This window comes from Megasphaera hexanoica (assembly GCF_043520715.1).
GTDB classification, from domain to species: Bacteria; Bacillota; Negativicutes; order Veillonellales; family Megasphaeraceae; genus Megasphaera; species Megasphaera hexanoica.
The window spans coordinates 1,034,296-1,054,585 of sequence record NZ_CP171361.1; the positions used below are offsets into that span (position 1 = coordinate 1,034,296).

The 20,290-nt window shown below is 48.6% G+C and carries 21 protein-coding genes and 1 pseudogene; all 22 read left to right on the plus strand.

The genetic code is table 11. The features are described from left to right. Positions 1-21 precede the first annotated feature (21 nt). Entirely contained in the window at positions 22-699 is a 678-nt protein-coding gene (locus ACGTIC_RS04845) for a hypothetical protein (protein ID WP_257536645.1), read from the plus strand. Positions 700-832: 133 nt separating this feature from the next. Then, positions 833-1,291 carry a ribosome maturation factor RimP gene (rimP, locus tag ACGTIC_RS04850; protein WP_059075758.1) on the plus strand — a complete coding sequence of 153 codons (459 nt, stop codon included), beginning with the start codon at positions 833-835 and terminating at the stop codon, positions 1,289-1,291. Between the two features lie 15 nt (positions 1,292-1,306). After that, positions 1,307-2,485, plus strand: a complete 1,179-nt coding sequence (nusA, locus tag ACGTIC_RS04855) for a transcription termination factor NusA (protein WP_059075782.1) — start codon at positions 1,307-1,309, stop codon at positions 2,483-2,485. 9 nt (positions 2,486-2,494) lie between these two features. Further along, positions 2,495-2,755, plus strand: coding sequence for an RNase P modulator RnpM (gene rnpM / locus ACGTIC_RS04860; protein ID WP_059075759.1), 261 nt, complete (start codon positions 2,495-2,497; stop codon positions 2,753-2,755). Next, positions 2,752-3,078, plus strand: coding sequence for a 50S ribosomal protein L7ae (locus ACGTIC_RS04865; RefSeq protein ID WP_059075760.1), 327 nt, complete (start codon positions 2,752-2,754; stop codon positions 3,076-3,078). Before rnpM ends, ACGTIC_RS04865 begins: the two co-directional genes overlap by 4 nt. Continuing rightward, positions 3,075-5,546: a translation initiation factor IF-2 gene (gene infB / locus ACGTIC_RS04870; protein ID WP_113855512.1), complete on the plus strand. Its 2,472-nt coding sequence runs from the start codon at positions 3,075-3,077 to the stop codon at positions 5,544-5,546. Before ACGTIC_RS04865 ends, infB begins: the two co-directional genes overlap by 4 nt. Before the next feature lie 17 nt (positions 5,547-5,563). After that, positions 5,564-5,911 (plus strand): 30S ribosome-binding factor RbfA, encoded by a 348-nt coding sequence (gene rbfA, locus ACGTIC_RS04875; RefSeq protein WP_059075762.1) that lies wholly within the window; start codon positions 5,564-5,566, stop codon positions 5,909-5,911. Between the two features lie 5 nt (positions 5,912-5,916). After that, entirely contained in the window at positions 5,917-6,861 is a 945-nt protein-coding gene (locus ACGTIC_RS04880) for a bifunctional oligoribonuclease/PAP phosphatase NrnA (RefSeq protein WP_113856525.1), read from the plus strand. Further along, positions 6,858-7,739: a tRNA pseudouridine(55) synthase TruB gene (gene truB, locus ACGTIC_RS04885; protein ID WP_113855513.1), complete on the plus strand. Its 882-nt coding sequence runs from the start codon at positions 6,858-6,860 to the stop codon at positions 7,737-7,739. Before ACGTIC_RS04880 ends, truB begins: the two co-directional genes overlap by 4 nt. A gap of 11 nt (positions 7,740-7,750) precedes the next feature. Then, complete coding sequence (locus ACGTIC_RS04890; protein WP_113855514.1) at positions 7,751-8,698, plus strand: bifunctional riboflavin kinase/FAD synthetase; 948 nt, start codon at positions 7,751-7,753, stop codon at positions 8,696-8,698. Between the two features lie 141 nt (positions 8,699-8,839). Next, positions 8,840-10,039, plus strand: a complete 1,200-nt coding sequence (locus ACGTIC_RS04895) for a PLP-dependent aminotransferase family protein (protein ID WP_113855515.1) — start codon at positions 8,840-8,842, stop codon at positions 10,037-10,039. 158 nt (positions 10,040-10,197) lie between these two features. Then, a pseudogene (locus ACGTIC_RS04900) lies at positions 10,198-11,386 on the plus strand (PLP-dependent aminotransferase family protein). A gap of 76 nt (positions 11,387-11,462) precedes the next feature. Then, the gene (recQ, locus tag ACGTIC_RS04905; protein WP_075582074.1) at positions 11,463-13,289 is read left to right on the plus strand and encodes a DNA helicase RecQ; all 1,827 of its coding nucleotides are present in this window, start codon (positions 11,463-11,465) and stop codon (positions 13,287-13,289) included. 5 nt (positions 13,290-13,294) lie between these two features. Then, on the plus strand, positions 13,295-14,086 hold the full coding sequence (locus tag ACGTIC_RS04910; RefSeq protein ID WP_059075768.1) for a thymidylate synthase: 792 nt from the start codon (positions 13,295-13,297) through the stop codon (positions 14,084-14,086). Continuing rightward, entirely contained in the window at positions 14,086-14,574 is a 489-nt protein-coding gene (locus ACGTIC_RS04915; protein WP_059075769.1) for a dihydrofolate reductase, read from the plus strand. The genes ACGTIC_RS04910 and ACGTIC_RS04915 overlap by 1 nt, the downstream gene beginning before the upstream one ends. Before the next feature lie 127 nt (positions 14,575-14,701). Further along, positions 14,702-14,899, plus strand: coding sequence for a cold shock domain-containing protein (locus ACGTIC_RS04920; RefSeq protein ID WP_059075770.1), 198 nt, complete (start codon positions 14,702-14,704; stop codon positions 14,897-14,899). 205 nt (positions 14,900-15,104) lie between these two features. After that, positions 15,105-16,046 (plus strand): ornithine carbamoyltransferase, encoded by a 942-nt coding sequence (locus tag ACGTIC_RS04925; RefSeq protein ID WP_059075771.1) that lies wholly within the window; start codon positions 15,105-15,107, stop codon positions 16,044-16,046. A 196-nt stretch (positions 16,047-16,242) separates the two neighbouring features. Next, positions 16,243-17,418: an iron-containing alcohol dehydrogenase gene (locus ACGTIC_RS04930; protein WP_113855516.1), complete on the plus strand. Its 1,176-nt coding sequence runs from the start codon at positions 16,243-16,245 to the stop codon at positions 17,416-17,418. A 68-nt stretch (positions 17,419-17,486) separates the two neighbouring features. Further along, positions 17,487-18,455, plus strand: coding sequence for a D-2-hydroxyacid dehydrogenase (locus tag ACGTIC_RS04935; RefSeq protein WP_113855517.1), 969 nt, complete (start codon positions 17,487-17,489; stop codon positions 18,453-18,455). A 13-nt stretch (positions 18,456-18,468) separates the two neighbouring features. Beyond that, the gene (locus ACGTIC_RS04940) at positions 18,469-19,344 is read left to right on the plus strand and encodes an NAD(P)-dependent oxidoreductase (protein ID WP_201784356.1); all 876 of its coding nucleotides are present in this window, start codon (positions 18,469-18,471) and stop codon (positions 19,342-19,344) included. 160 nt (positions 19,345-19,504) lie between these two features. Beyond that, positions 19,505-19,987, plus strand: a complete 483-nt coding sequence (locus ACGTIC_RS04945; RefSeq protein WP_059075774.1) for a MarR family winged helix-turn-helix transcriptional regulator — start codon at positions 19,505-19,507, stop codon at positions 19,985-19,987. Positions 19,988-19,991: 4 nt separating this feature from the next. Then, the gene (locus tag ACGTIC_RS04950; RefSeq protein ID WP_113855518.1) at positions 19,992-20,237 is read left to right on the plus strand and encodes an N-acetyltransferase; all 246 of its coding nucleotides are present in this window, start codon (positions 19,992-19,994) and stop codon (positions 20,235-20,237) included. The last annotated feature ends 53 nt before the right edge of the window (positions 20,238-20,290 follow it).

The following is a 20,290-nucleotide window of genomic DNA, read 5'->3' on the forward strand; positions in this document are numbered from 1 at the left end:
TTTTGCCCTATGGATGATACATTGATTGAAACAGTCAAACAATGGAATATCACTTCGAGTCTCCCACTTCAGGTGGGAGATTTTAAGTTAACGGCAGAGCAGCACATGGTACAGGGTCATGGGAAAGATAAGGAATACCTGATTTTTCTATATACGAATGACGATAATGGCTGGACCGTACGGGGGACAATCAATCCGGAAACGAATGAATTATTTGTCCGTACGGATATTGGAATGCTGGAGTTTGCGCTCATTGAATTTATTACGGAAAATTTTGAAAGTTTTCGTAATATGGTAGAATCCCGGCTCCCGGAGCTGATCCGGACGTATTATGTAGATCGGGAAGAGAATTTCAGTGTATTGTTGAAGGATAAAGGAATCACGACGGTGGACTGGGATGACTTCCTGCCGGAATCATATGCCGGTTTCAGGCGGCTGATCCGTCCCAATGATGCCGTGCGGATCATTAATGGGTCGTATATGATCCTGGCTTACTATGATGGAGCGACGCGCAGCGGTTTGTCACTCATGTACAACATACTCCGGGATGATTTTTTTGCCGAACGGCGGATACATAATTTCCCCAATCTGGTACATGATTTTGACAGCAGTGATTTAAAGCTCCTGAAAAAAGCATTGCAGGAACGTCTCCTGCCTGTGCTGGACTCCATTGCTGCTGATTTAAAGGCGGCAGAGTGAGCGTTTTTCATTGTCAGAAAACGCTGTTGGTGGTATACTTTAGTTAATTAGATGTAAACTTTTCTAAGAGTGGGTGGAAGCCCACTCTTAACTTTTACTTGCAGGGTTTCGTCGGGAAAGATACAGGTGAATTATGAGACGCGAACATATTGAAGAACTGGTAGCTGAAGAAGTTGAAAAAATCATTGCCGGTACGGCATTAGAACTCGTTGATGTGGAATACGTCCGGGAACGGAACTGGTATTTACGGGTTTTTATTGATAAGCAGGGAGGCGTCGATCTGGAAGACTGCCAGGCCGTCAGTGAAAAACTCAGTAAGATACTGGATGAAAAAGATCCCATCAGTGACAATTATCTTCTGGAAGTATCTTCCCCGGGACTGGACCGGGTCCTGAAAAAGGAAAAAGATTTTATCCGTTACCAGGGCCGCGATGTCGATATTCATTTCTTCAAGCCCCATAATGGAACGAAACTTCTGACCGCTGTGCTGAAGGGCAGGGAAGGCGATGTCCTGACAGTCAGCCATGATGAAACGGAAGAAACATTGGACATGAAAGATATATCCCAGATACGGTTACATATTGATTTTTAGTGGAGGTACATGAAAGTGAACAAGGAATTACTCAATGCGATTGCCTATTTGTCCAAAGAAAAGGGCGTTTCTGCCGATGTCATCTGTGATTCGCTGGAAGCGGTCCTGATTACGGCCTATAAAAAAGAGCCAGATGCCAATCCCAACGCCGTCGTAGAATTAAACCGCCTGACTGGCGATTATAAAATCCTGGCTCCTAAGACGGTAGTGGAAACGGTAGAAGATGAAGACGCCGAAATTTCTCTGGCCATGGCCCAGATCCTGGACCCGGAATATTCGGCAGGCGATGTCATCAATGTCAATGTGACGCCCAAGAATTTTGGCCGTGTCGCTGCCCAGGCAGCCAAACAGGTCATGATCCAGCGGCTGCGTGAAGCCGAACGGAGCATCGTCTACGATGAATTTTCCAACCGTCAGGATGACATCATCACGGGGATCATCCAGCGTATCGAACAGCGCAATGTCTATGTTGATCTGGGGAAAGCAGAAGCGGTCCTGCCCGTTTCCGAACAGATTCCGACGGAAACGTATACGGTCGGCCAGCGTATCAAGTGTTATGTGGTGGAAGTACGCAAGACGACCAAGGGCGCCCAGATTCTCGTTTCCCGGACACATCCGGGCCTGTTAAAGCGCCTCTTTGAACTGGAAGTTCCGGAAATTTATGATGGCGTCGTAGAACTGAAATCCGTTGCCCGTGAACCGGGCCGCCGGTCGAAAATTGCCGTCTATTCCCGCGATGAAAATGTGGATTGTGTCGGCGCCTGTGTCGGTCCGAAAGGAGTACGGGTGCAGAATATTGTGACAGAACTGCAGAATGAAAAAATAGATATCGTGAAATGGGATGAAGATCCGGCTGTCTACATTGCCAATGCCCTGAGCCCGGCAACGGTGGTTTCGGTAACGGTTGATGAAGCGGAAAAGACCTCTAACGTCGTCGTTCCCGATTACCAGCTGTCCCTGGCTATTGGCAAAGCCGGTCAGAATGCCCGTCTGGCGGCTAAGCTGACCAACTGGAAAATCGATATCAAGAGCGAAAGCCAGGCTGCGGAACTGGCGGAACAGAAACAGGATGAACCGGCTGGCGAAGAGCTGGACGGTGATGACCTGTTAGCCGACCTGGCCATGCCTTCTGCTCCGGAAGCAGAAGATGCAGCAGTTTGCGATGTGGAAGCGGACCAGCATACGGAAGAGTAGGTGAGGACCATGAAAAAGAAAAAAATTCCCTTGCGGGTCTGTGCCGGCTGCCAGGAACAGAAGAGCAAAAAAGAGATGATCCGCATCGTACGCACGCCTGAAGGAGATGTCGAAATCGACAAGACAGGGAAGAAATCCGGGCGCGGCGTGTACATCTGCCAGAATCCGGAGTGCCTGGAAAAGGCCTATGAGGAACACAGGCTGGAACGTTCTTTAAAGACAAAGGTGTCTCCTGAAATTTATGAAGAACTCCGCAAGGATCTGGAATGACAGGGCAGGAACGGATCGGCAATCTTCTGGGCCTTGCCTGTCGGGCACGGAAGACGGTGTGTGGCGATTTTGCTGCAGAAAATTATTTGAAGAAACATGCAGTGCCGCTCCTGTTTGTAGCCAGCGATGGCGGTGAGAATGCAGAAAAATACCGCCGCATTGCAGCGCGCAGGAATATAGCGGTTGTAGATATATATACGAAAGAAGAACTGGGCAGAACAGTCGGGAAGTCTCAGAATGTGGTAGTATTATTGACGGACCGGGGATTTGCCAAAGCGATAGATGACGTGATACAGGCGATGAAGAAGGGGGCAACCAGATGACGAAACGAGTATATGAAGTGGCAAAGGAGTTGGGCGTATCGGCCAGCGATATTATTAAAACTCTGGGAGAACATAATATAAAGGCAACGAATTTTTCTGGTGTAGATGATCAGGCAAAGCATGTACTGGATAAGGCATATGCGCCGAAAAAAGAAAATACTGATGCTCATGGCACGAGAAAAAAGGCGGCTATGCAGGCTGGGAAAAATAACGGCCAGAACGTCCGTAAAAATGAACAGAGACCAGAAAAGAACAACAAGAACCGGAATAACCGCCCGCAGAATAATCAGGGACAACGGCCGGAAACAGAAAAGGGAAATGTCAGAAAAGAAGGACAGTCCCGCAATAATTTCAATCGTCAGCAGCAGAATATGAAGAAGACTCAACAGACTAACCAGAATCATCAGGGCAATCAGAATCCCAATCACAAAGGGAATGTGAATAGTAAAAACGGCAGTCAGCCGGCTCGTGAAAATGATACGAAGCGTACGAAGTATTTTGGCCACAGTCAGCAGAATAATACGGGACGCAATGACAACCGGAAGAATAACAAACATTCTGGTCCGTCCGGTCATAATGGCAAGAACGCATCAAACCAGAACCGGCCTCATACGCTTTTGTCCAATGTCCTGAATAAAGGCAAGAATAAGAATAAACGGAATAAGAACCAGCATGGTGGCCAGAATGTGGCTATGCAGGATACGTCGGCGAAAAAGAAAAATTACCCGACGTCTATCGAACTTCCGGAAACGATTATCGTCAAAGATTTTGCCGAACGGCTGGGCCGTGAAGTCAGTGAAGTCATTAAAAAGCTGCTCATGGGCGGCATTATGGCTACCATCAATCAGGAAATCGATTATGATACAGCTTCGCTGATTGCCGATGAATTTGGCGTCGCCGTCACGAAGGAAGCACCGCCGGAAGATCCTACGGAAATCGAAGAAATCATCGATCCGCCTGAATCTCTTCAGCCGCGTCCCCCCGTCGTCACAATCATGGGCCACGTTGACCATGGCAAGACCAGTCTGCTCGATGCTATCCGCCAGAGTCATATCACGAGTCATGAAGCAGGCGGTATTACCCAGCATATCGGGGCTTATCAGGTCCGCTATGAAGGCAAGAAAATCGTATTCATGGATACGCCGGGGCATGAAGCTTTTACGGCCATGCGTGCCCGCGGTGCCCAGGTAACGGATATTGCTGTCCTCGTCGTTGCCGCCGATGATGGTGTCATGCCCCAGACGATTGAATCAATCAACCATGCCAAATCGGCTGGTGTCCCGATTATCGTTGCTATCAATAAAATCGATAAAGAAAGCGCCAATCCCCAGCAGGTCATGCAGCAGCTGACGGAATATGGCCTGATTAGTGAAGAATGGGGCGGCGATACGATTATGGTCCCCGTTTCCGCTCATAAGAAAATCGGCCTGGATGATTTGCTGGAAAACATCCTGGTACTGGCAGAAGTACTGGATCTCAAAGCCAATCCGAACCGTCCGGCCCAGGGCGTCGTTATCGAAGCCAAACTGGATAAAGGCCGCGGTCCTGTAGCCTCCGTACTAATCCAGAAAGGGACGCTCCACGTAGGCGATACGATTATCGTCGGCTCCTGCTACGGCAAGGTGCGGGCCATGACCAATGAACGGGGCGAACGTGTCAAGAAAGCAGAACCGTCTATCCCGGTAGAAATCCTCGGTCTGAATGATGTACCGGAAGCCGGTGATATCCTCGATGCGACGGATGAAAAGACGGCTCGTTCGGTTGCCGAAAAACGACTGGAAAAGAAACGGTCGTCTGAACTGCACGTCAATGCCAAGGTTACGCTGGATGACCTGTTCAATCAGATTCAGCAGGGCGAATTGAAAGAATTGTCCCTCATTGTCAAGGGGGATGTACAAGGGTCCGTAGAAGCGCTGAGCCAGTCGCTCATGGCCATCAAGAGTGATGAAGTCCGCATTTCTATCGTTCATTCCGGCGTTGGGGCTATCAATGAATCGGATATTATGCTGGCGTCGGCATCGAATGCCCTCATCATCGGTTTCAACGTCCGCCCTGATGCATCGGCCCGCAAGGCTGCGGAACATGAAAATGTCGATATGCGTACGTACCGGGTCATTTATGATGCCATCAATGATGTTGAAGCAGCTATCAAAGGGATGCTGGAAAAGAAATACGAAGAACATATTACCGGACGGGCAGAAGTACGCAAAGTCATTACGACTCCCAAGGTCATTGTCGCCGGTTCTTATATCAAAGAAGGCAAAATCTCCAGCACATCCAAGGTGCGCCTGATCCGCAATGGCATCGTCGTCCATGAAGGCGAAGTAGACGGCCTGCGCCGTTTCAAAGATGATGTGAAAGAAGTTGCCGAAGGGTATGAATGCGGTATCACGCTGGAAAATTACCGCGATATCAAGGAAGGCGACGAAATCGAAGCGTACGAAATGGTAGAAGTCGAACCGGAATAAAGTGAGGGAAGACAACTATGGGAGAATTACGAGTACGTAAAATACAGGAATTCATCAAGCAGGAAGTTTCCAATATTATTTTGCGGGAGCTGAAAGATCCGCGCATCGGTTTTATCACCGTAACCGATGCACGGATTACAGGCGACCTGCGGGAAGCGACCGTATATGTCAGCCTGTTTGGCAGCGATGCCGAAAAGGCCGATACGCTGAAAGCACTGAAAAGCGCGAATGGATATATCCGTTCCGAAGTCGGGAAAAGGCTGGGAATCCGCTATTCGCCGACGATTGAATTCAAAGAAGACACATCCCTCGATTATGGGATGAAAATCGATAAGATACTGCGTGATATAGAAAAGAAGGACTGATGTCCATGAATATTACACCAGAAGAAATCCGCCACCTGCTGCAGCATTACAGCCATGTCCTGCTGACGGCCCATGTCAATCCCGACGGGGACGCCATCGGGTCCCTGGTGGCCATGCAGGACTATCTGGAGCGGATGGGCAAGCAGGTCGTCACCGTCATCGATGATGACATTGACGACAAGTTTTTCTTCCTGCCCGGTGTCAGCCAGTTTAAAAAGCCGGCTGCTGTCCATACGGATGATTCCTGGCTGACCGTTATCCTCGATGCGACGTCAGCCGACCGCTGCGGTGCCGTTGAATCACTCATCCATGGGGATGTACTGAATATTGATCACCATATTTCCAATGCGCATTTTGCCCGGTACGAATATATCCGGCCGGAATGCGCGGCGACGGGAGAAATCCTGACACAGCTTTTTCTTACATGGGGCGACGGGGTGAACCAGCCGGAGGCCATGGCTCTGTACATGGCTATTGCAACTGACAGCGGCTTCTTTAAATTCAGCAATACGACAGGTCATACATTGCGCATGGCAGCCTCTCTCGTCGATGCCGGTGCCATGCCCCATGTCATTTCGGAACATCTGGAAGCCCAGTCTCTGGTAAAGCTTCACGCCCTTTCAGAAGTGCTGAAACATATTGAATTATTTGGCAACAACAAAGTGGCGGGCATTACATTTTCACCGGATGTCCTGAAATATACGGGAGAACATACAGGCGGGTATATTGACTATGCCCGGACAGTCAAGGGCGTCGATATAGCTTTTACGGTGAAGTATATCAGCGATGAGGAAACGCGGGTCAGTCTCCGTTCCAAACAGGCGGATGTCAACGCCATAGCGTCTGTTTTTGGAGGGGGCGGTCATGTCCGTGCGGCTGGATGTACTATCAGTGCGCCTCTGGAAAAAGCAAAAAAAATGCTTATAAAGGAAATTTTAAAAGCTGTATGATACAGGGAATTGTCAATGTGTTAAAACCGACTGGCATGTCCAGTCACGATATAATAAGTCAGATGCGCCGCATCTACCAGATGAAAAAAATCGGTCATGCCGGTACGCTGGATCCGCTGGCGGCAGGCGTACTGCCTGTGTATCTGGGACAGGCAACGCGGCTCATCGAATATGGAGACAGCGATACGAAGACGTATCATGCGGAATTTCTGCTGGGAATTGCGACCGACACAGAGGATATTACCGGACAGGTCGTAGACCGGAAGCCCGTTCCTGCTGTGAGCGCCGTGGACATGACAGCGGCACTGCAGCATTTTATGGGGCCGATCAAGCAGACGCCATCGCGGTATTCCGCTATCAGTATACACGGCGTGAAGGCTTATAAATTAGCCCGCAGCCATCAGGATTTTACCCTGCCGGAACGGGATGTGACGATACATGATATACGGCTCCTATCCTGGCAGGAACGCCGGGGGACGCTGGCCGTGACCTGCTCCAAGGGGACCTACGTCCGTTCTCTGGTCCGGGATCTGGGCGAGTATCTGGGAACCTGTGCCTGTATGTCTTATCTGGTGCGCGTACAGGCCGGCGTGTTTACTATCGAAGATGCGGCGACGCTGGAAGAACTGACCTGTGACCCGCTGCGCTATGTCCTGCCGGCAGATGCTTCTATGGGAGCCGTACGGAAGGTAACTCTGTCCCGGGAAAACTGCCTGTATCTTCTTCAGGGCAGGCCTGTTCCTTTCGCCGGACGGCAGATGACGCATGGTGAAATCCTGCGTGTTTATACGGACCGGGGCGTGCTTACGGGGATTGCCCGTTTCGATAAAGAACATCATGTCATCCGCCCGCACAAAATGTTTGCGGATTCATTGTGAGGTAATCGACGATGCAAGTATTTCATTCTTTTGAAGAAGCGCAAGACTACACGGCAACGGTAGTCGCTCTGGGAACCTTTGATGGCGTACATCTGGGGCATCAGATGGTCATGAAGACGGCTATTGATACGGCGCGCAGGCTGCAGGCCAAAGCTGTAGTCGTGACCTTTGCAGCTCACCCGCTGTCCGTGCTGTGTCCGGAAAAGGAACCGGCGCGCCTGGCAACGGTAAAGCAGAAGGAACGGTATATAAAAGAACTGGGCCTGGATGGTCTCGTCCTTTTGCCCATGAATCGTCACCTCATCGATGAATCACCGGATGAATTCTGCCAGCAGCTGCTGGATTATCTGCATCCCAAATCGGTAGTAGTGGGAGCGAATTTTACTTACGGCGCCAGGGCGGCAGGCAACACGGAAACACTGCGTGACTTTATGGATGGCCATGGAGTTCCCGTACAGGTGCTGCATCTGCTGGAACGGCCCGGCCGGGCGACGCCCATCAGCAGTACGGTCATCCGCAAACTGGTCCTGCTGGGCCACATGGAAACGGCGGCCAACCTGCTGGGCAGACCTTTTGAAATCGAAGGGATGGTCGTGGAAGGTGACCGGCGGGGACGGCTTATCGGCTTCCCGACGGCCAATATGGAAATACCACCCCGCATGGCTATGCCACCGGATGGCGTGTATGTAACCGAGGTATTCGTCGATGGTGCGTACCGGCCGGCTATGACCAATATTGGCGACAATCCGACTTTTACCAATCAATACCGCCGGATAGAAACGCATATCATCAACTGGCAGGGAGACATATATGGCAAATGCCTTTGCGTCCGTTTTTATAAACGGCTGCGCCATGAAATCCCCTTTCAGACGACGGAAGCGCTTCAGCGTCAGATGGAGCAGGACCAGGTTGATACGCTGAATTATCTGGATGATAATGACAGGACTTGTTTTAAATGACAGGTCCTGTCATTTTTAATCTGCTTTTAATCTGATTTTAATTTAATTCTCATCTGAGTTAAATTGAATTTATGTCATAACAATGATATAATTAAAGCATAGATAAAGGTTGCGTTCAGTTTTGCGAAGGAGTGGTAGAGTATGGAATACAAATTTTCAGATCTTGCAAATGGATTAAAAGCTTCGGAAATACGTGAACTGTTGAAATTGACAGCCCAGCCAGAAATTATCTCTTTTGCCGGCGGTCTTCCGGCTCCGGAATTATTCCCTCTGGAAGAATTAAAAAAAGTAGATATTGCTATTATTGATAAGGAAGGGAAAGCGGCTGTACAATATGGCACGACGGAAGGATATGTACCACTGCGGCAGCATATTTGTGAACGGATGAAAAAATCATTTATGGTCGATTGCGGAATCGATGAAGTCTTTATTACGTCCGGGTCGCAGCAGGGCCTGTCGTTCATCCCTCAGATTTTTATCAATCCTGGCGATATCATGCTCGTTGAAAGTCCAACCTACCTGGGAGCACTCAACGCATTCAAACTGTGCGGACCTAAATTCGTAGAACTTCCAACCGACGACAAGGGCGTCATTCCCGAAGAATTAGAAAAAATCCTGAAACAATATGGCGATAAGATCCGCCTGGCCTATGTCATTCCTGAATTCCAGAACCCGACAGGGGTAACATGGCCTATCGAACGGCGTAAAGCGTTCATGGAACTCATCAACCAGTACAATTTCCCGGTCATTGAAGATGACCCGTATGGCGAACTGCGGTATGACGGTGACAAAGTTCCGTCCCTGAAATCGATGGATACGAAGGGGAATATCATATTCCTCGGCTCGTTCTCGAAGATTATGATGCCAGGTCTGCGCGTAGCCTGGATGGTAGCCGACCCGGCGATTATCGATAAATGCGTTAAATACAAACAGGCAGCTGACCTGCAGACATCGTCCTTTGCACAGCGTCAGGTATCTTTCTTCCTCGATATGTTCGACATCGATGCCCATATCAAAGATATTTGTGATCTTTATGGCAAACGCCGCACACTTATGCTCGACAAGATGAAAGAATACTTCCCGGCAGAATGCAAATTCACCTATCCGGAAGGCGGTCTCTTCACCTGGGTTGAACTGCCTGAAGGTATGGATGCCAAAGAACTGATGCCGAAAGTACTGGAAAAGAAAGTAGCTTATGTACCGGGCGGTGCTTTCTATCCGAATGGCGGAGGAGAAAATCACTTCCGCATGAACTATTCGTGCATGCCGGAAGATAAGATTGTAGAAGGCGTAAAACGTCTGGGCGATGTACTGAAAGAAGAAATTGCCAAAATGAAATAACGACTGAACGCAGAGAACAGGGCAGGGAGAAAATCCTTGCCTTGTTTTTGTATACGTATTACTTTTTGCCATCACTGGAATTTTGTAATTTGCAATCTCTTTATGTTAGTGTTATAATTTGACCACTGGGGAGTAATATTAACATAGGGGTGATTTACATGACAAAATTTTCTGATTTTGCAAACACATTAAAAGCTTCTGATATTGCGGAACTGCTGGAACTTACGGAAAAACCGGAAGTAATTTCGTTTGCAGGGGGGGCTGCCGGCACCAGAATTGTTCCCAATCGAAGAAATGAAGCAGGTCGATCAGGCTATTTATGAAAAGGAAGGCCGCAAGGCGGTTCAGTATGGTACGACAGAAGGGTATGTACCACTACGCGAAGAAATTGCCAAACGGATGAAGAAGTCCTTCTTCGTTGACTGCGAAGCAAAAGATATCGTTATTACGACGGGTTCACAGCAGGGCCTGTTTATCCTGTCGCAGATTCTCGTCAATAAAGACGAAACGATTGCTATGGAAAGCCCGTCTTATATGGGTGCCATCATGGCCTTTAACCCGGTAAGACCTAACTATATTGAAGTACCGACGGATGACAAGGGCATTATCCCGGAAGAGCTGGATAAAATCCTTGCTACAGATAAAAGCGTCCGCATGATTTATGTTATTCCTGAATTCCAGAACCCGACAGGTATCACCTGGCCAGTAGAACGCCGGAAAGCATTTATGGATGTCATCAACAAATATGATGTCGTGGTCGTCGAAGACGATCCCTACGGTGAAATCCGTTATGACATTGAAAAACTGCCGTCCCTGAAGTCCATGGATACGCAGGGAAAAGTCGTATTCCTCGGCTCGTTTTCCAAGATTTTCATGCCGGGCCTGCGCTTGGGCTGGACTATTGCTAATCCGGAAATTATCGATAAATTCGTCAAATTCAAACAGGCCGTCGATCTCGGCACTTCTACCTTTGGTCAGCGCCAGGCCGCATATTACTGCCAGATGTTTGATATGGATGCCCACATCAAAGAAATCAACGCATTATATGCCAAACGCCGCGACCTCATGTGTGAATCAATGAAGAAGTACTTCCCGGAAGAATGCAAGTTTACCTATCCTCAGGGCGGTCTCTTCACGTGGGTTACCCTGCCGGAAGGTATGGACGCCAAAGAATTGATGCCGAAATGTCTGGCAAAAGATGTAGCGTATGTACCGGGTGGTATTTTCTATCCCAATGGCGGCAATGGCAACCACTTCCGCCTCAATTACTCCAACATGCCAGAAGACCGTATCGTAGAAGGCATCAAACGGCTGGGAGAGGTGCTCAAAGAAGAATTATCGAAATAATCCGTGAATTTCTGGAAGAATTCATGATCAAGGGCGTGCCTGTGGCATGCCCTTTTTTTAGAGAGGAGAGATAGTTTTGCGGCCTTTAGATGTCCTGAAACAGTATTTTGGCTATTCATCGTTCCGCCCTGGACAGGCGGAGGTCATTGCCACGATCATGGAGCATCGTGACTGCCTGGCCATTATGCCGACGGGAGCCGGAAAATCACTTTGTTTCCAGATACCGGGATTGCTGATGTCCGGCCTTACACTGGTCATTTCTCCCCTCATTTCATTGATGAAAGATCAGGTAGATGCGCTGCTGGCACAGCATATACCGGCCGTGTTTATCAATAGCCAGTGCACACTGGAAGAGTCGAGACAGCGGTTTTCAGAAATACGGAGTGGCCGGGTCAAGCTCGTCTACATTTCTCCTGAACGGCTGCAGAATGAATTTTTTACGAGCTTCATGCAGTCTATGCCAATCGATATGGTCGTCATCGATGAAGCTCATTGTGTATCCCAGTGGGGTCATGATTTCCGGCCCGGGTATTGCGCTATCCGCCCGTGGATCGAAGCACTGCCTCACCGTCCGGTGGTGGCGGCCTTTACGGCGACGGCGACTCAGAAGGTAAAAGAAGATATGATGAACCTCCTGGGCCTTCAGGATGAACGGGTCTTTATCGGCGGGTTTGACCGTCCGAATCTGTACTTCCGCGTCGTCCGCAATACAGACCGGACTTCTTTCATCCTGTCCTATCTGGCCCGGAATAAAGAGGACAGCGGCATCATCTATGCGGCGACGCGGAAAGAGGTAGACCGCCTGTACAAGGAAATAAAAGCACGCGGGTTTGCCGCAGGGCGGTATCATGCCGGTATGACCGATGGAGCGCGCAAGAAGGTACAGGAACAGTTTACCTATGATAAAATTTCCGTCATTGTAGCAACCAATGCCTTTGGCATGGGCATCGACAAGAGCAATGTCCGGTACGTCATTCACTATCAGATGCCAAAAAACATCGAAAGCTATTATCAGGAAGCGGGCCGGGCCGGACGGGACGGAGCTCCCGGAGAATGCATCCTGCTGTATAACCGGCGTGACATCATGATTCAGAAATTCCTCATCGAAAACTCTGTCCATTCACCAGAACAGCAGAAAAAAGAATTGCAGATGCTGAACGCCATGATTGAATATTGCGAAACCCGTCACTGCCTGCGCCAGTATATTCTCCGGTATTTTGGAGAAAAACCATCCTGGGACCGCTGTGAACATTGTGGCAATTGTGATCAGGAAGTCGTCCAGGAAGATACGACCCAGATTGTCCGGCCGATTTGCCTATGTATCGACGAGGTGAAAGGGCGTTTTGGAATGACGATGGTCTGTGATATACTAAAGGGGAGTATGACTGCCCGAATCCGCCATTATGGTTTCCAGCGCTGTACGAGCTTTGGCATGCTAAGCAATTATGCGGCCAGAGAAATCCGCGATATGATCCGGCAAAGTCTGGAAGATGGATTCGTGCAGCAGTCCGAAGGGCAATACCCCGTCCTTTCTCTGACTGCTGACGGACGGGATGTATTGAAAGGCCGGAAACGGGCTATACAGGAAATTGCCATCGCGGCAGAAACAGAACCGGCGGCCCGGCCGGCGCGGAAGAAAAAATCTGTATCTGAATCTATCGATGAAGAAGCCTGCCGGCCCCTCTTTGAGGTACTCCGGTCAGTTCGCATGGATCTGGCAAAAAAAGAACATATTCCGCCTTTCGTCATTTTTTCCGATGCCACACTTTGGGAAATGGCAGCCAGCCGCCCCGTATCGGAAGAGGCGATGTCCCGCATTAAAGGGGTAGGTGAGTTCAAGCTGCATAAATATGGCCGCATTTTTTGCCAGGCTGTTCAGGATTTTCAAACTACACAGAGGTGATGTACATGAGTTCAGCCGATACACAGTATCTGGATATGGTAGAACGGATTTTAAAACAGGGATATTACTCGAATAACCGCACAGGGATACCGACGTATAAACTTCCTCATCAGATATTTCAGTTTGACCTGGAAAAAGAATTTCCCATTCTGACTACGAAATTTGTTGCGTTTAAGACGGCCGTAAAGGAGATTCTCTGGATCTGGCAACTGCAAAGTAATGATGTACGGGAGCTGCAGAAGATGAATTGCCATGTCTGGGATGAATGGATGCGCCCTGATGGAACGATTGGGAAAGCTTACGGGTATCAGATACGTAAATACAAGCAGGTAGATCATTTGCTGGATATGCTGCGTCATGACCCGCAGAACCGGCGGATGATTGTTACGCTGTGGAATATAGATGACCTTCCCGACATGGCATTGCAGCCTTGTGCCTTTCAGACGTTGTGGGATGTCAGCGACGGACGACTCAATTGCATGCTGGTACAGCGCAGCGGCGATATGGGACTGGGCGTACCGTTCAACATGACGCAGTATGCCGTACTCATCCATCTCATTGCCCAGACGGTTGGCCTGAAGCCGGGACTGTTTACCCATGTTATCAATAATGCCCATATTTATGAAAATCATATCGATGCGATGAAAACACAGCTGTCACGGCGCAGTCAGGCTTTTCCGGCGCCCAGGCTCTGTATTAATCCCGATATTCACGATTTCTACCAGTTTACTATTGATGATATCGCCCTTGACGGATATCAGCATTTGGGTAAATTACCAATGGAGGTGGCCGTCTGATGCTGCACATGATTGCTGCTGTGGATAAGGCGCGGGGAATTGGAAAAGATAATCAGCTGCTCTGCCACTTGTCTGCCGATTTAAAGCATTTCAAGAACCTGACTATGGGGCATACAATCATTATGGGACGGAAGACCTTTGAAAGTCTTCCGGGACTGCTGCCGGGGCGGCCACACTGGGTGCTGACCGGACAGAGGGATTATGAAGAAACTCATCCCGGCATCACCGTATTTCACGATATGGATGATATGGTACGGGCTGTCCGGACCGGTGAGGAGTATTTTATCATTGGCGGTGCTTCCTTATACACGGAATTCATGGGGCGTGCTGACAGCCTGTATCTGACGGAAATTGATGCGGAACTGCCGGCAGATACGTTTTTTCCGCCGTTGGACCGGACGCGCTGGCAGGAAGTGGCAAGGGATGCCCATGAGGCAGATGAACGCAATGCTTATCCCTTCTCTTTTGTTCATTATTTGCGTAAATAAAGATTTACATTATGCTTTTATGTCATAATGAAAATAAGAAATTGGTTGACATTGAATGTTTGGTATGATACACTACCTATTAGAGCTAGAGAATAGCTGCATTTGTTTTTTTTAGGAGGATTTTGTTATGCACGGTAAAGTAAAATGGTTCAGCGCAGAAAAAGGTTATGGCTTCATTGAAAGAGAAGATGGCGGCGACGTTTTCGTACACTTCTCCGCTATTCAGGAAGACGGCTTCAAATCCCTGACAGAAGGTCAGGAAGTTGATTTTGATATCGTAGATGGTGCACGTGGTCCGCAGGCTGCTAACGTAGTTAAAGCCTAATCGAGCGCTTTCAGGATATAGACCTTTTAACCGGTAACCTCATGGTTGCCGGTTTTTTTTAGAGTGAAACGGGAAAGATAACATGCAGATGAATTTTACTGCATATTTATTGCATAAAAACTTGAAATATACACGCTTATATGCTATGATATACACATATTCAAGAGAATATACAGGATTGATTGCATATGGAGGGTGAATATATATGAAACACGTCAACAGTTTTGCCGATTATACGGCGGATGAATTAAAAGGCATATTACTTCTGGCAGAAAAAATTAAACAGAATCAGCAGGCTTTCTCTCATTTACTGGATGGGAAAAAGCTGTATACTCTGTTTGAAAAGACATCGAACCGGACATATTTATCGTTCAATATCGGGATGGAAGAACTGGGCGGCAAGTCGTATAATCAGCTCTGGAAAGACAGTAATTTTACTATTGGCGATCTTCCCAGTGAAGTTAAATACGTAGGGCGTAACGTGGACTGCATTATGGGACGTTTCAAAAAATCGGAAACGACCCATGGTTTCATGGATGCTTCGATTGTTCCGGTCATCAACGGCTGTGATAATACGTTCCACCCGACACAGGCGCTGGCCGATATGCTGACGCTGTATGAAAAGACGGGTCATTTTGATGTCAAAGTCTTGTATATTGGAGCCAAGAATAATACGTATAATTCCCTCAGTGAAATTGTTACCATGCTGGGTGGCAAGATGTACGGCCTGACTCCGTTCAGCCAGGTCATGGGCGTCGGTGATGAGTTCTACGAAGGCCTCAAGGCTACAGGTCATTATGAAGAACTGCCTGACAATATCAGTAAGGAAGATTTGAAAAAAGTCGTTGCTGAAGTCGATTGCGTCTACACTGATACGTGGGTCGATATGGAATTTTTCACCAATCCGGACTATGCGGAAAAGAAAAACAAGATTATCGGCATGATGATGCCCTATCAGATCGATGCAGACCTGATGGCAGGTACGGATACGATGGTATTCCACGATATGCCGATTCATCCGGGCTATGAAATTACCCAAGATGTGATGGAACAGCATCTGGAAACGATTCTGGATGAAGCCGAAAACCGCCGCCATGCCGAAAAAGGTCTTCTCGTATACCTCATTACCGGTAAACTTGATTGGTAAATCCTTATATTTGCAATGCCTCTATAAGCCGGAACGTATTATTTCGGATTATAGGGGCATTTTTATCAGCAACTTTTTCAAGAATCTCACGTTTCTCTAATCGGACGGAGTTCCATAAAAAGCGCTTGCAGAAATGATGGTGGATAGGTACAATTTGGTTAGAGTACCGGTGATTATGAAACAAGGAGTGATGTTGATGTATAATTTTGAATTTTATGCTCCCACCCGGGTTGTCTTCGGCAGAAGAACGGAAAGCCAGGCGGGGGCACTCGTGAAAGAATATGGCGGTACGTCTGTTCTGATACACTACGGCGGAGGCAGTGCCGTCCGTTCTGGCCTGATCCAGCGGGTCAGACAGTCTCTGGATGAAGCCGGTGTTTCGTATGTCGAACTGGGCGGTGTCGTCCCCAATCCTCATTTATCACTGGTGTATCAGGGGATTGAACTGTGCCGGAAAGCCCATGTCGATTTCGTCCTGGCAGTGGGAGGCGGCAGCGTCATTGATTCAGCAAAGGCCATCGCCTATGGGCTGGCAAATGATGGGGATGTCTGGGATTTTTACTGCGGGAAACGCAAGCCCCAGGCCTGTATGCCTGTAGGCTGCGTACTGACCATTGCCGCAGCGGGCAGTGAAATGAGCAATAGTTCGGTCATCACCAAAGAAGATGAAGGGCTTAAACGGTCGTGCAATACAAACCTGGCACGGGCAAAATTTGCCATTATGAATCCTGAGCTGACCATGACCCTGCCGGACTGGCAGACCCAGGCCGGGTGTACGGATATTATGATGCACACGATGGAACGATATTTTACGCAAGGTGGCAATATGGAAATTACCGATAGCATAGCGGAAGGATTACTCCGTACGGTAATGAAATATGCCGTCATTCTCCATGCACATCCGGAACAGTATGAAGCGCGGGCAGAAATCATGTGGGCCGGCAGCCTGTCTCATAACGGCCTCACGGGATGCGGCAATGACGGCGGCGATTTTTCCTGCCACAAACTGGAACATGAACTGAGCGGCATGTTTGATGTGACCCACGGGGCCGGCCTGGCAGCTATCTGGGGTACATGGGCACGATACGTCTATCGCGATTGCCTGCCACGGTTTGTGCGGTTTGCCAGACAGGTCATGGGTGTGTCCGAAGGTCCTGACGACAGGGTGGCTTTGGCGGGGATTGAACAGATGGAATCGTTTTATCATTCCATTGGAATGCCCATCTCTATTCACGAATTAGGCATCACTCCTACAGATGATCAGCTGAAGCAAATGGCTCGTCTGTGTGCCAGAGGGTGTGGCGGTCATCAGGGATCGGCAAAAGTTCTGGATGAAGAAGACATGTACCGCATATATAAAGCGGCACTGTAAACAGCCTGAAAATAAGTAAAATCGTTAATATGGAAAAGTATACTAGTGCATTTTTGAGGAGGATTTGTATGAAAATAGTAGTAGCTATGCCGGTGACAGAAGAACACAAAAAGTGGCTGAATGCAGCCGCCGGAGATTACCCGGTTTATTTTGCCGATAATCAGGCAACCGTAGGTGCACAGGTACCGGAAGATGTATTGTCTGATACAGAAATCATCATAGGCAATCTGGATCCTGAACTGGTGAAGAAAGCACCGAATCTGCGCTGGATGCAGCTGAACAGTGCCGGGACTGGTGCGTATATAAAAAAAGGGGTCCTGCCGGAAGGGGCGGTCCTCACCAATGCGACCGGAGCCTACGGACTGGCACTGTCGGAACATATGCTGGCCCAGCTGCTGGCGATGATGAAGAAATTATATGCCTATTATGATAATCAGAAGCAAAGCCTTTGGAAAGACGAAGGACCGGTCACATCCGTATACGGGGCCCGGGCGCTGGTCATCGGGTTCGGCGATATCGGCAGTGAATTTGGCAAACGCCTGAAGGCTTTGGGGGCCCATGTGACGGGAATCCGCCGCCGCAGTACGGTAGTCCCGCCGGAAGCAGATGAAATGGGAACGATGGATAAACTGGATGACTATCTGGCTAAGGCGGATATTGTGGCAACCAGCCTGCCCGATACGCCGGCTACATACCATCTTTATAACAAGGAGCGCTTCGCGGCGATGAAACAGGGAGCCTGGTTCCTCAATATCGGCCGCGGCAACTGTGTCGTTCAGGAAGATCTGATGGAAGCCGTGAAATCGGGGCATCTGGCAGGTGCTGCTCTGGATGTGACCGATCCGGAACCGCTGCCGGCCGATGATCCTATGTGGCAGGTACCGGGGATTTATATTACACCCCACGTTTCCGGCGGATATCATCTGGCAGAAACGCACAACCGGATTGTGCAGATTGCCTGTGAAAACTTAGAGGCCTATTTCTATGGCGGCAAGATGAAAAATATCGTAGATTTTCAGACAGGCTATAAAAAATAGGGAGGCAAGGAATATGATTCAGACAATAGCTTTTATTGGTGTAGGTATTATGGGAAAACCGATGGTACGGAATCTCATGAAAGCCGGTTTTTCGTTACATATCTTTGCGCGGCACAAAGAAAAAGTCGAAGATGTCATTGCCGAAGGGGCTGCTTTTTATCATTCTATCAAGGAATGCGTGCAAGGGTGTGATGCGGTCATTACCATGGTCGGATTTCCAAAAGACGTAGAAGAAGTGTACTATGGAAAAGATAATATCTTTGATTCGGCCAAAAAAGGAGCGTATTTGATCGATTGCACGACATCCAGCCCGTCTCTGGCAGTCCGGCTTCACGAAGACGGCAGCGAAAAAGGATTTCATGTTCTGGATGTCCCCGTCACAGGTGGTGAAAGCGGGGCTATCAAAGGTATTTTGTCTATGCTGGTCGGCGGAGACAAGGAAGATTACGAAGCTTGCATGCCGATTTTCCAGGCTGTAGGCACCAATATTAATTACCAGGGCCAGGCGGGAAATGGCCAGCATGCCAAAATGGCTAATCAGATTCTCGTGGCCGGTGCCCTGAGCGGTGTCTGCGAAGCACTGGCCTATGGGAAGGCCCGTGGCATGGATTTGCAGGTATTATTCGACTCCCTGTCTACGGGAGCCGGCGGCAGTGCCCAGCTGTCTGCTCTCGGCCCCAAGATTCTTGCCGGAAATTATCAGCCGGGATTTTTTATCAAACATATCATCAAAGACTTAAAACTGGCTTCGCAGGAAGCGGATACATTGGGGCTGAAGCTGGATATGGTTCCAGAAGTACTGGCTGATTTTGAAGACCTGGCAGCCAAAGGACATGAAAACGAAGGATCCCAGGCTCTGATTAAACATTATATCGATATGGAAAAATAGCACGGTCTGTCCGTAGAACTGATGCGGAGGTAAGCTGGAGTTAAATGAACCTTTTTTCATTTTGCTCCAGTTTTCTTTTTAGGAAGATACGACTTGACAAATCACTCTATTCTTTCTATACTTCACTTAGTTGAACTTTCAACTAAGTAGGAGGGATGAGATGATGACATTACAGAGTCTTTTATTGCGGGATATAGGAGCTATATACCGTAGTATCCAGTCTGTTATGGAGCTTAGGTTTCGTAATAAGCAGTTACAGCGTGGGCAGTTTATTTTTTTGACGCGCATTTGTGAACATCCGGGTATTAAGCAGATTGAGCTGACACGGATGTGCCGCGTCGATAAAGGGACGACTGCCAAAGCCGTGCGCAAACTGATGGAAGCCGGCTATGTCCTGCGCAAACCTGATTCCCGGGACGGCCGGGCATGGAATCTGTTTCCTACGGTGAAAGCCGGGCAGGTATATGATGAAATCCTGGCGGAAGAAAACCGCGAGCTGGAAGTTTGTTTCCGAGGTATGTCGGCAGAAGAACGGCGTCTGCTATTGGGGCTGATAGAGCGTGTCCAGCAGTCAGTCGAAACAGACTGGCTATTATTTCATGAGTATAAGAATCCTTCTGATATAGGAAAGGGAGGCGTATGATGGAATTCACAGAACTGCCGTAGATAATGCTGTCAAAGGCAGGGGACTGGCGCAGCAGATCTTTGCCGAAACAGAACGGATTGCCCGGGAACGGGAAGTATATAATATCCGTATCGATACGGATGAAGACAATAAAATTATGCGGCACATCATTGAAAAAATGGGATTTACCTATTGTGGTGTTGTCATTTTTGCCAATAGTCCCAAGATTGCCTTCCAAAAATGCGTTTATCCGGACCGGGACCGGTAATAATCTGCAGAGAAATAGCCGGAGACACATGTTTGAGCGTTGCTTATCAGGAT

Excerpts from the sequence above, each read along its gene's own strand:
- rimP (WP_059075758.1), top strand. The coding sequence starts at position 833 with ATGAGACGCGAACATATTGAAGAACTGGTAGCTGAAGAAGTTGAAAAA.
- rnpM (WP_059075759.1), top strand. The coding sequence starts at position 2,495 with ATGAAAAAGAAAAAAATTCCCTTGCGGGTCTGTGCCGGCTGCCAGGAA.
- ACGTIC_RS04865 (WP_059075760.1), top strand. The coding sequence starts at position 2,752 with ATGACAGGGCAGGAACGGATCGGCAATCTTCTGGGCCTTGCCTGTCGG.
- infB (WP_113855512.1), top strand. The coding sequence starts at position 3,075 with ATGACGAAACGAGTATATGAAGTGGCAAAGGAGTTGGGCGTATCGGCC.
- rbfA (WP_059075762.1), top strand. The coding sequence starts at position 5,564 with ATGGGAGAATTACGAGTACGTAAAATACAGGAATTCATCAAGCAGGAA.
- ACGTIC_RS04880 (WP_113856525.1), top strand. The coding sequence starts at position 5,917 with ATGAATATTACACCAGAAGAAATCCGCCACCTGCTGCAGCATTACAGC.
- truB (WP_113855513.1), top strand. The coding sequence starts at position 6,858 with ATGATACAGGGAATTGTCAATGTGTTAAAACCGACTGGCATGTCCAGT.
- ACGTIC_RS04890 (WP_113855514.1), top strand. The coding sequence starts at position 7,751 with ATGCAAGTATTTCATTCTTTTGAAGAAGCGCAAGACTACACGGCAACG.
- ACGTIC_RS04895 (WP_113855515.1), top strand. The coding sequence starts at position 8,840 with ATGGAATACAAATTTTCAGATCTTGCAAATGGATTAAAAGCTTCGGAA.
- ACGTIC_RS04910 (WP_059075768.1), top strand. The coding sequence starts at position 13,295 with ATGAGTTCAGCCGATACACAGTATCTGGATATGGTAGAACGGATTTTA.
- ACGTIC_RS04915 (WP_059075769.1), top strand. The coding sequence starts at position 14,086 with ATGCTGCACATGATTGCTGCTGTGGATAAGGCGCGGGGAATTGGAAAA.
- ACGTIC_RS04920 (WP_059075770.1), top strand. The coding sequence starts at position 14,702 with ATGCACGGTAAAGTAAAATGGTTCAGCGCAGAAAAAGGTTATGGCTTC.
- ACGTIC_RS04925 (WP_059075771.1), top strand. The coding sequence starts at position 15,105 with ATGAAACACGTCAACAGTTTTGCCGATTATACGGCGGATGAATTAAAA.
- ACGTIC_RS04930 (WP_113855516.1), top strand. The coding sequence starts at position 16,243 with ATGTATAATTTTGAATTTTATGCTCCCACCCGGGTTGTCTTCGGCAGA.
- ACGTIC_RS04935 (WP_113855517.1), top strand. The coding sequence starts at position 17,487 with ATGAAAATAGTAGTAGCTATGCCGGTGACAGAAGAACACAAAAAGTGG.
- ACGTIC_RS04940 (WP_201784356.1), top strand. The coding sequence starts at position 18,469 with ATGATTCAGACAATAGCTTTTATTGGTGTAGGTATTATGGGAAAACCG.
- ACGTIC_RS04945 (WP_059075774.1), top strand. The coding sequence starts at position 19,505 with ATGATGACATTACAGAGTCTTTTATTGCGGGATATAGGAGCTATATAC.